The sequence below is a fragment of the Caldibacillus thermoamylovorans genome (assembly GCF_000751775.1).
Taxonomy (GTDB): domain Bacteria; phylum Bacillota; class Bacilli; order Bacillales; family Caldibacillaceae; genus Caldifermentibacillus; species Caldifermentibacillus hisashii.
On sequence record NZ_CCRF01000050.1, the window covers coordinates 41,823 to 52,163 of the forward strand.

The following is a 10,341-nucleotide window of genomic DNA, read 5'->3' on the forward strand; positions in this document are numbered from 1 at the left end:
ATTCTTTTTATTGTGACTAGCAAGCATCGCTAAACAGGCGTCCGTCGCTTTTCTAGTCATCCCTTTGATTTTCCGTTTGATTGTTAATACTTGTTAAGAATTGATTGACTTCATTCTGTAATTGATAAAAAATATTTCTTAGACGCAGCTTCTCTTCCGGAGAGATACGATTGTCAGGTTGTACATTATGTTTTTCTAAAGTTTTTTTGACAAGGAAGTTGATAATTTCACTTTGAGAATTTTGTCCAGTTGTTGTTCTTTGATTTTGGAATTGTGTTTTATTTAATTTTTTATCCCTTTGAGGATTCGAAGTATCTTCAAATCGTCTTGATCTTCTCATTAACAAGCCACCTTTCGCTTTTTATTCATTACAATATGTAAGCAGTGATGAATTTGAATAGACAACCGTTTATTTTTTAAAAAATATTCATGCAAATTATTTTATGAATCAGTAGACGGTTTTGACAGAATGAGGAGCTAAGATAAATAAAGTAATTTGTATGTGAGCCAGCAGGAATTTTCCGCTCGTGATAGAATATATAAGATGAAAAGGAGGTAGTCATGATGGTTGAAAATCCATCTTTAGAAGAATTAGGTGCCATTTTGAAAAAGGCAAAACGAATTGCTGTCGTTGGTTTAAGCAATAACCCGGAACGTACCTCTTATCAGATTGCAAAAGCTATGCAAGAAGCAGGTTACGAAATCATACCTGTTAACCCGACGATTGATGAAGTTCTTGGCGTCAAAGCTGTTAAGTCGCTGAAAGAGATTAACGGTCATGTAGATATTGTGGACATTTTCCGGCGCAGTGAACACTTACCCGACTTGGCAAGAGAATTTATAGAAATTGATGCGGATGTATTTTGGGCCCAACAAGGGATTGTCAATGAGGAGGCCTATCATTTTTTGAAAGAACACGGTCGGACGGTTGTCATGGATTTATGCATTAAAGTCATTCATGCATTGACCCGTTGATAAGATTGCAAAGAGAAAGGTCGGACTTGCCAATGTCCACCTTTTTATTTTGTATGCTATGATGGAGATTCCTTGTGTTAAGATGAGTCCAATTTAATCTGTTATAGACAAAATAGAAAAAAATTGTTTATAATGAATTGTATACAAACGAGCGTTCTATATGCTTATATCTCACCTTAACGAGGAGTCCACCCCCACCTCAAGATTCTGAGATTACAAAGAAAATAGATGGAGGATGAACTGCTCGCATCGTCCGATTGGTTTAACTAACCATAATAGGGGGGTAAAAAACCCCTCATTGATTGGAGTGTCACTTTACTATTATATGGATAACAGATTGTGAAAGGGGAATGGTTGTGGTAAAAAATCAACCAATGGAATACACTGATGATTCGATCCAGGTGCTCGAAGGACTTGAAGCGGTTCGAAAACGGCCTGGTATGTATATAGGAAGCACGGATAGCCGAGGTTTGCATCATCTCGTCTATGAAATAGTTGACAATGCAGTGGATGAAGTATTGGCCGGATTTGGTGACCATATTATTGTCAAAATTCACAAAGACAACAGTATCACCGTTATTGATAAAGGTCGGGGCATGCCGACCGGTATTCATAAAACCGGGAAACCAACACCTGAAGTCATTTTCACTGTCCTGCATGCAGGAGGAAAATTTGGTCAAGGCGGATACAAAACGAGTGGAGGGCTGCATGGAGTTGGTGCTTCCGTTGTCAATGCTTTATCTGAGCTGTTAATTGTCACTATCAAGCGGGATGGTGCTGTTTACCAACAACGTTTTGAAAATGGAGGCAAACCGGTAACAACCTTAGAAAAAGTCGGAAAAACAAAGGAAACCGGTACAGAAATTCATTTCAAACCTGATCCGACAATTTTTTCAAACACTGTATTTAACTATGAGACTCTGTCGGAGCGATTACAGGAATCAGCCTTTTTAATAAAGGGACTAAAAATCGAATTAATTGATGAACGAGACGGGAAATCCGATGTCTTTCAATACGAAAATGGACTGGAAGCATTTATTCATTATTTAAATGAGGATAAAGAACCCCTCCATCCGGTCGTTAGTTTTGAAGGCGAACAAAATGAGATTGAAGTCGATTTTGCGTTCCAATTTCATGATGGATATTCGGAAAACATGGTCTCATTTGTAAATAATGTCCGTACGAAAGACGGCGGAACCCATGAAATTGGTACAAGATCGGCCATGACGAGAGTTTTTAATGAGTTTGCCCGGAAAATGAATTTATTAAAAGAAAAGGATAAAAATTTGGAAGGGTCCGATATTCGTGAAGGGTTATCAGCCATTATCTCGGTTCGTATCCCGGAAAATCTTTTACAATTTGAAGGACAAACAAAAGGAAAATTAGGGACAAGTGAAGCAAGATCTGCTGTTGAAACAATCATCACTGAACAACTGACTTATTATCTTCAAGAAAATATTGAGATTAGCACGATGCTTATTAAAAAGGCGATTAAATCTCAACATGCAAGAGAAGCGGCAAGAAAAGCCCGTGAAGAAGCCAGAAATGGAAAGAAACGAAAAAAATCCGAAGCTCTTCTTTCCGGGAAACTAACCCCTGCTCAATCCCGTAATCCGGATAAAAATGAATTGTATTTAGTTGAAGGGGACTCAGCAGGCGGTTCGGCAAAACAGGGGAGAGACCGCCGTTTTCAAGCTGTTCTGCCGTTAAGAGGAAAAGTCATCAATACGGAAAAAGCAAAACTTGCCGATATTATGAAAAATGAAGAAATCAATACCATTATACATACAATTGGAGCCGGTGTAGGGGTAGACTTTAATGTTGCGGATTCAAATTATGATAAGATTATTATTATGACCGATGCCGATACAGACGGGGCCCACATTCAAGTTTTGCTTTTAACATTTTTCTATCGATATATGCGTCCGTTAATCGAAGCAGGGAAAGTATATATTGCTCTGCCCCCTCTGTATAAAGTAAGTAAAGGAACGGGGAAAAAAGAAGTGATTAAGTATGCATGGACAGATGAAGAATTGCATGTTTTAACGAAAAAAATGGGAAAAGGATACATGATTCAACGATACAAAGGTTTAGGGGAAATGAATGCCGATCAACTATGGGAAACAACAATGAATCCGGAGACCAGAACTTTAATTCGCGTGAAAATTGATGATTTTACCCGTGCCGATCGCCGAATATCGACATTAATGGGCGATAAGGTTGAACCAAGGAGAAAATGGATTGAAACGCATGTTGATTTTGGCCTGGAAGAAGATGGAAGTTTATTAGAAAATCAAAATTTACAGTCGGCAAGCGAGGTGGATGATTATGGCAAACGCTGAACAACTACTCGATTTACCTTTGGAAGAAGTAATTGGTGACCGATTTGGCCGTTACAGTAAATATATTATCCAAGACCGGGCATTACCCGATGCGAGAGATGGCTTAAAACCGGTACAACGCCGGATCCTTTACGCCATGCATAAGGAAGGAAATACCGCTGATAAAGCGTTTCGAAAATCGGCAAAAACGGTCGGGAATGTAATCGGTAATTATCACCCACACGGTGACTCTTCTGTCTATGAAGCAATGGTGCGTCTCAGTCAGGATTGGAAAATGCGTAATGTTCTTATCGAGATGCACGGGAACAATGGTAGTATTGATGGGGATCCGCCCGCTGCCATGCGGTATACGGAGGCAAGGTTATCAAAAATTAGTGCTGAACTGCTTCGTGACATCGATAAACAAACGGTGGATTTTATTCCGAATTTTGATGATACCGAGGAGGAACCGGTCGTATTACCTGCACGGTTTCCAAATCTTTTAACAAATGGATCAACGGGAATTTCGGCCGGGTATGCAACAGATATTCCACCTCATAATTTAGGGGAGGTCATCGATGGAGCCATTTTCCGCATGCAATATCCTTCCTGTACGATAGATGAACTTATGAACATCATTAAGGGACCTGATTTTCCAACAGGAGGAATCATCCAAGGAATTGAAGGAATTAAAAAGTCGTACGAAACCGGTAAAGGAAAAATTATTGTCAGAGGGAAAGCAGATATTGAAGCAATCCGTGGCGGTCGGGAACAGATCGTTATCACAGAAATTCCCTTTGAGGTGAATAAGGCTAATTTAGTGAAAAAAATTGATGAATTCCGCTTAGACCGTAAAGTTGAAGGGATTTCGGAAGTTCGTGATGAAACTGACCGGACCGGCTTACGTATTGTTATTGAATTAAAAAAAGGAGCGGATAGTACCGGGATATTGAATTACTTATACAAGAATACGGATTTGCAAATCACTTATAACTTCAACATGGTTGCCATTCACAATCGTCGCCCAAAATTGATGAGTCTGGCTGATTTACTTGATGCCTATATCGACCACCAAAAAGACGTTGTAACAAAACGCTCACAATATGATTTAAAAAAAGCAAAAGAGAGGCAGCATATTGTCGAAGGGTTAATAAGAGCATTGTCCATTTTGGATGAAGTTATTGCGACAATCCGTGCCTCAAAAGACAAGCGAGATGCAAAAAATAATTTAATTAAACAATTCCAATTTACTGAACCGCAGTCTGAAGCGATTGTTTCATTACAACTGTACCGTTTAACAAATACAGATATTACCCAATTGCAGGAAGAGGCCGCTGAATTGGACAAAGTAATTTCAGAGCTAACTAAAATATTGGCTGATGAAAAGAAACTGCAAAGAGTGATTATCAATGAACTGAAAGAAATAAAGAAGAAATACGCCGAAGAAAGAAAGTCACAAATTGAAGAAAAAATTGAAGAACTAAAAATCGGGTTAGAAGTCTTAATCAGCAGTGAAGATGTTGTTGTTACAGCAACAAAAGAGGGGTATTTAAAAAGAACCAGCCTCCGTTCGTATGCAGCTTCAAATGGCGAAGATTACGGGATGAAAGATACCGACAAATTAATTGCTTCATATGAAATGAATACAATGGATGTTCTATTAATTTTTACGAATAAAGGAAATTACTTATACTGTCCGATCCACTTATTACCGGATATACGATGGAAAGATGTCGGTCAGCATGTGTCCACAATTATTCCGATCGATCGGAGCGAACAAATTGTATCCGTAATCCCTGTAAAAGATTTTCACACTACGAATTACTTATTATTTTTTACAAAAAATGGCATGGTGAAAAAAACACAATTATCGCTGTATCAAGCTCAGCGATATACAAAACCATTAATTGCCATTCATTTAAAAGATGATGATGAATTACTTTCGGTTCAATTATCAGATGGAACAAAAGAAATTTTCCTTTCTTCATATCTCGGATACGGACTTCGCTTTAAAGAAGAAGAAGTAAATCCAATTGGTGTACGTGCTGCCGGGGTCAAGGGAATGAACCTAAAAGATGGTGATTTTGTTACCGGCGGAGCAGTTATTGATGATCCGAAAAATCAATCGATTGTAATTGCTACCCAACGTGGGGCAGTGAAAAGAATGGCAATTGATGAATTTGAGATTATGACCAGAGCAAAACGAGGCCTGGTGATGGTCCGCGAATTAAAGGCACATCCCCATCGAATCGCAGGCTTTGTTCTTGCCCATGAGCAAGATACGGTCGTCATCACATCCGAGAAAAATATGACCGAGAAAATTTCCGTAAACGAATTACGGATGAATGATCGATATTCTAACGGTTCCTTCTTCATGGATGAATCAGAAAGCGGAAAAGTAATCGGGATTGGAAAATTACTTATGGAGCCGGTCAAGCTAACGATAAATGCGAATGAAGCTAGTTCAAAACAATAATACTCTGTATAAGGCTGTCATTTAGGTTAATTACCTGGATGGCAGTTTTTTCTGTTATGACCGTTTAGCAAGGAAACTGTCCGGGGTTTTTCACCTGTTAATCAGTTCACTAGAACATAACAAACGATAGATCTAGGTAGTAATTTATCAGAAAAACCTGTAATTTAGCCTAACATAAAAACAAAAAAATTTTTTATCATATTTATTGACATAATATATATCTTCATGTTATATTTATATATTTTGACAAAAATACTTTGTTATGTTACGGTTAGTATATAATAAAAGTTGGAGGGATCAGTTTGTTCAAAATCGGAGATAAAATTTTTTATCCAATGCACGGTGCCGGTGAAATTAAGGGGATTGAAAACAAAGAGGTCTTAGGAAGAACTCAACCTTATTATTTAATCAATATTCCCATTAGCAATTTGAATGTAATGGTACCTGTGAAAAATGCTCAAAAGTTGGGAATTCGTCCATTAACAGATCCAACTAGGCTAGATGAAATATTAATTACACTTCATGAACGTCAAATTGATAGCGATATTCCATGGAAAGATCGATTTAAAATTATTATGGAAAAAATAAAGAGTGGTAATATTCAAGATACAGCGACGATATATAAATATTTGCTCGACCGTAGTAAAGAAAAAACGTTAAATACGAATGAAAAAGCATTACTGAGTAAAGTGCACAAATTTCTAATTAGCGAAATATGTATGATTCAAAATATTAATGAGAATGAAGCGGAACATTTGCTCATTAGTTGATCTTCCTGTAATGAGTTCATCTTATTTTAAATATCAAATAATACGTTTAAAAACTTGCAAGCATATATGTTAATATGCTTGTTTTTCTTTTTTTAGTGCCATTTATCATATATATGTAAATTTAGAATGGTAGAATGAAAAGGCAAAGTTTTAATTAACTATATTTATGTTATGTAAACAAAAAATGATGGTGTAACATTTTGAAGTGAAATTAAACATAAGTTAATGTAAACGAGATTTTACTTTTGGAACTCAGTAAATTTAAATCTCAGCATAAGCGGCGATATGAAATTTAATTTGGTGCTTAACCAATGGTAAATTTATATATGAATTGATTTGATTAAAAAAATCTCCTTTAGAAATTTTCCTTTCGTCTCAATATTTTAAGATTACTTTTTAATTGAGACGTCCTTTCTTTTGTTCTTGATTACTTCCTAGAACTTATATTATGTTCGGGGCGTTATTTTAATTGTAAAAAACATTTTACCTGCCTTCCCTATTTTTCAAAAAAAAGGATAGGTTTATTTTTCTATCCTGTATCGATAATTTTTTTCTTTAATATTATTGAAATCAATAAATTGAACGCTGTATTCAATGACATCATTAATATTAAGATGATGATCGTCAGCAAATTGTCTTACCGCAGCCAATAAATTTTTATCATAAGATGTTTTAAATTGAACACGATCTTTTGGCCGAGCTTTCTTATCAAAAGTAATAGTCCCGGATTGCAATAAATTTGATAGTCCATTTTCAAGCAAATAATTGACATGCGTATAGTGCTCTTCAGCCAATTGATACAGTTGGTTTAATATCGTTTTGCTTACATTTGTACGAAATTTTACTCTTGATGGATCGGTTTTCGGGACAATATGATCACCCACTTTTTTGAACATTAAAGCCATCTCCTCTTTGATTTATTATTGGATATCTACAAGACTGTGTATCGTCATACGTTCTTTTTTGTAATATTGCATTTTTTGCCATTGTTCCATCTGTTATAAATAGTCCTAACACCCAAGCCATATCGTCAGTCCAAGTTTTAAAGAATTTTTCGTTAACTTGATGTTTGCGGGGTTGCCCGGTACGATTAACTTGAACCTTATGTTTGTATAAAACGTTTCTAATTGCACGAGCGCTTAAACCAGATATCTTTTCCATTTCCTTATAAGGTGTACCATTTCTATACAACTGAATAAGATAATCATCTGTGATACCTGGATTTCTCGGCATTGTTCTTCTCTCCTTGGAATGATTGATTCTCTACTTTATTCCAATTATATCAATAACAATGATTACGAACAAGTGTTTCTGTAAATTTTTATAAAAATATCGGTCCAATAACTATGTTCCTAGCTGACTCCATTACATTTGCCATTGCAACTATGCTTTTTTCTCTTGTTACAATTCCACAGAAACATTCACTTTTGTCGCAGCAAGAAACAAAACTTAGATACTCATTTAAACAATATAGGGATGAACTAAAGGAAGGATATTCAATTGTCTTTCATTCATTGCTTTCTGTATTTTTATTAGGGTCAGTTGTTTGTTAGGCATTTCGATGGCCGTCCTTCCCTCATACAAGTAACGATAAAGGTGGTGTGGAAATATATGTTTTTTGTTAGCTGCTCAGTCGACAGGTGTTTTGATTGGAGCTCTTCTCTCTTCTAAGTTGGAACAATTTCGTGAATGCTTGCTATCTCCCTATACGGTTTAGCGTGGATTCCAATTGGCGCGATTAATGTTTTATTCGGTGCAATTAATCAATCCATCATACCAAACAGCATGTACGGAAGAATTAGTTCAGTTACATATAGTTTGAGTGCAATTGCTATGCCATTTGGTTCACTATTGGGTGGATATTTAGCGGAAATTTTTAATAGTTCAATTGTCTTTGCCTGCTCAAGTTGCGGATTTATCATGATTTCAATTGTTTGGTTACTCCATCCAAAGTTAAGAAAGTTACCAACCGTTAAAGAAATGAAGCCGGAAACATTCTTAATTACTGTAAATAAAATGAACAATACTAGTTTACCAATGAAATAATATAATAAAAATACCCCATTTCTTAAACAGGTCAATCATCAAGACTTTCATCCAATCATATGCTTAATTATATAATTTTTTATAGAAGAGAGGTTGGATGATGGTTGTTACACATTTTGTAGAATTAGGAAATCGGGCAATTGTTCTGAGTCAGCTTCGGAATCAATTACCTTCCGTTAATGAGCAAGTAAAAATTAAAGGAAGAAAAGGAAAAGTAGTTAATGTCTACACACTAGATGGAAGTATTCACCATGTTGAAGTTGAATTTGAACAAGTGCTAAAACCGAGTTTTTCAGCGTTAGAAAATAAAAAGAAAAAAAGATAAAGACAGAACCTACCCCATGAATCCCTTTTTTCAAAACCCAATGGTGATTGATGGGGCAGGTTCTAGGTTTTGCAGGTGTGCAATAGAACTACGAAATTTACCTTCTCTCGTTCTCCACCACTCAGCTCTCAACTCGTCGAGATTCCTTCATAAATCCTTCCTCCAATAGTATGTATGAAACCTTTCTAAATCACCTGCTTTTTAATATGAACTACTCTCCCCTGCTAAGGATGGATCAATCATATCTGTTACTGCACGATACAGATTTTCCGGATATTCAGCGATTCGATGGCACAAATATAAATATCACTCTTTCCCGTAAGTCAAGTATACTTTACAGTTGTACTCTTTGTTTTTTAATTCCTTTATCAAATCTGGACGTATTCCGAAGAGCATTTCGATTTCTACATTGGGATGATTCAAAAACTAACGTTGTTCCATTTCCTGTATTACATCTGCACAGTTATATCCTATGGAATGAAGACATCTTTGCTGCCATTAAATAAAAACCCAAGATTCATCTTTGTTACTCCTTCCCATCAGTTTCCTTTAGGAGGAACGTTACCCATTCAGTTTATTGTTCACCTCAAACAAATTTTACAATTGTATTATTTCATTTCTATACTACCAATGAAACTCTAAAATGAGCTAAGCTTCTTCCGGGTAATACAAATATTTTCGTAAAGTGACATCACGGTGTTTCAATGTTTCCCCCTTGAACCGAATCCAAATTTCATCATCTGCCATAACCCCGTGTGTTTTACGAACGATTGCCCAACGGTTATAGTTATTTAAGCCGAGTTTCGCCAATAGTTCTTTTGCATTCACTCTCGTACTCGGGAACACGCGCCATTTTAACCATCTTTCAAGTTCTTCTTTTGTAATATAACCTTCTGAATCAGGAGAAAATTGTTTATTAAATCCTTTTATGTAGTTGATAACATAAGGTTTATCACTTCCCTCGGGTTTTAAATCAACACTGGCAATCACTTCATCCATAAACATGACGTCAAATTTTGTGTAATCAATCATCTAATCACCTTCTTTAATCAATAATTAATCTTTGTAAAGATCTTTCCTGCAATTGAGATAGTACAACATCTTTCGCTCTATTAAGATGATAAGGTGCTTCTTCCAATTTTTGAACTAGTAAGTTACGTTTTATAAAAGGATCACCTTGATATAAAGCTAATTGTTTTGAAAATGCAGAACTAAATGGTTTTGCTTTAACTTTTCTTTTTAAAATACTTATTGGTATATTAAGTGGATAATCCTTTATATCGGATAATAAACTTAATCCGTGATCAAATAGTGGTGCCAATTTCCAGATTTTTGTTACAGAGTCATATAAAAATAGGATGTTGTTTGTATGACGATCCTCATTAAGAATAAACGCATCAAAGGCTAGCATTTGTGAAAGACTGTGCG

Annotated in this window: 10 protein-coding genes and 3 pseudogenes; 7 read left to right on the forward strand and 6 right to left on the reverse strand. The window is 35.9% G+C overall.

The genetic code is table 11. From position 1 onward, the window contains the following. Positions 1–52: 52 nt before the first annotated feature. On the reverse strand, positions 53–340 hold the full coding sequence (locus tag BT1A1_RS08610) for a hypothetical protein (protein ID WP_034770075.1): 288 nt from the start codon (positions 338–340) through the stop codon (positions 53–55). 221 nt (positions 341–561) lie between these two features. Here BT1A1_RS08610 and BT1A1_RS08615 point away from each other — a divergent pair, with 221 nt between their 5' ends. The 4 genes from BT1A1_RS08615 to BT1A1_RS08630 all read left to right on the forward strand — a co-directional run bounded on the left by BT1A1_RS08615 (position 562) and on the right by BT1A1_RS08630 (position 6,542). Continuing rightward, positions 562–975 (forward strand): CoA-binding protein, encoded by a 414-nt coding sequence (locus tag BT1A1_RS08615; RefSeq protein ID WP_034770077.1) that lies wholly within the window; start codon positions 562–564, stop codon positions 973–975. A 350-nt stretch (positions 976–1,325) separates the two neighbouring features. Then, positions 1,326–3,317, forward strand: a complete 1,992-nt coding sequence (gene parE / locus BT1A1_RS08620; RefSeq protein WP_034770082.1) for a DNA topoisomerase IV subunit B — start codon at positions 1,326–1,328, stop codon at positions 3,315–3,317. Further along, positions 3,304–5,772 (forward strand): DNA topoisomerase IV subunit A, encoded by a 2,469-nt coding sequence (parC, locus tag BT1A1_RS08625; RefSeq protein WP_034770085.1) that lies wholly within the window; start codon positions 3,304–3,306, stop codon positions 5,770–5,772. Before parE ends, parC begins: the two co-directional genes overlap by 14 nt. Positions 5,773–6,074: 302 nt before the next feature. Beyond that, positions 6,075–6,542: a CarD family transcriptional regulator gene (locus BT1A1_RS08630; protein WP_034770087.1), complete on the forward strand. Its 468-nt coding sequence runs from the start codon at positions 6,075–6,077 to the stop codon at positions 6,540–6,542. 521 nt (positions 6,543–7,063) lie between these two features. Here the strand turns inward: BT1A1_RS08630 and BT1A1_RS08635 are convergent. Further along, on the reverse strand, positions 7,064–7,438 hold the full coding sequence (locus BT1A1_RS08635) for a hypothetical protein (RefSeq protein WP_034770090.1): 375 nt from the start codon (positions 7,436–7,438) through the stop codon (positions 7,064–7,066). Beyond that, complete coding sequence (locus BT1A1_RS08640; RefSeq protein WP_034770091.1) at positions 7,419–7,775, reverse strand: hypothetical protein; 357 nt, start codon at positions 7,773–7,775, stop codon at positions 7,419–7,421. Before BT1A1_RS08640 ends, BT1A1_RS08635 begins: the two co-directional genes overlap by 20 nt. Positions 7,776–8,231: 456 nt before the next feature. Here BT1A1_RS08640 and BT1A1_RS18645 point away from each other — a divergent pair, with 456 nt between their 5' ends. Together BT1A1_RS18645 and BT1A1_RS08650 are read left to right on the forward strand one after the other, a co-directional pair. Continuing rightward, positions 8,232–8,588, forward strand: coding sequence for an MFS transporter (locus BT1A1_RS18645; RefSeq protein WP_141227936.1), 357 nt, complete (start codon positions 8,232–8,234; stop codon positions 8,586–8,588). A 97-nt stretch (positions 8,589–8,685) separates the two neighbouring features. Then, entirely contained in the window at positions 8,686–8,913 is a 228-nt protein-coding gene (locus tag BT1A1_RS08650) for a hypothetical protein (protein ID WP_227091335.1), read from the forward strand. Positions 8,914–9,114: 201 nt separating this feature from the next. Here the strand turns inward: BT1A1_RS08650 and BT1A1_RS19305 are convergent. Then, positions 9,115–9,366, reverse strand: a pseudogene (locus BT1A1_RS19305) (proline dehydrogenase); the annotation flags it as partial. On the opposite strand from BT1A1_RS19305, the pseudogene BT1A1_RS18650 reads away from it, so the two are divergent. Next, a pseudogene (locus BT1A1_RS18650) lies at positions 9,358–9,501 on the forward strand (PLP-dependent aminotransferase family protein); the annotation flags it as partial. The pseudogenes BT1A1_RS19305 and BT1A1_RS18650 sit on opposite strands and share 9 nt — an antisense overlap. A gap of 60 nt (positions 9,502–9,561) precedes the next feature. Here BT1A1_RS18650 and BT1A1_RS08655 read toward each other — a convergent pair. Together BT1A1_RS08655 and BT1A1_RS08660 are read right to left on the reverse strand one after the other, a co-directional pair. Further along, positions 9,562–9,945 carry a hypothetical protein gene (locus BT1A1_RS08655; RefSeq protein ID WP_034770093.1) on the reverse strand — a complete coding sequence of 128 codons (384 nt, stop codon included), beginning with the start codon at positions 9,943–9,945 and terminating at the stop codon, positions 9,562–9,564. 13 nt (positions 9,946–9,958) lie between these two features. Beyond that, positions 9,959–10,341 (reverse strand): annotated as a pseudogene (locus tag BT1A1_RS08660) (hypothetical protein); the annotation flags it as partial.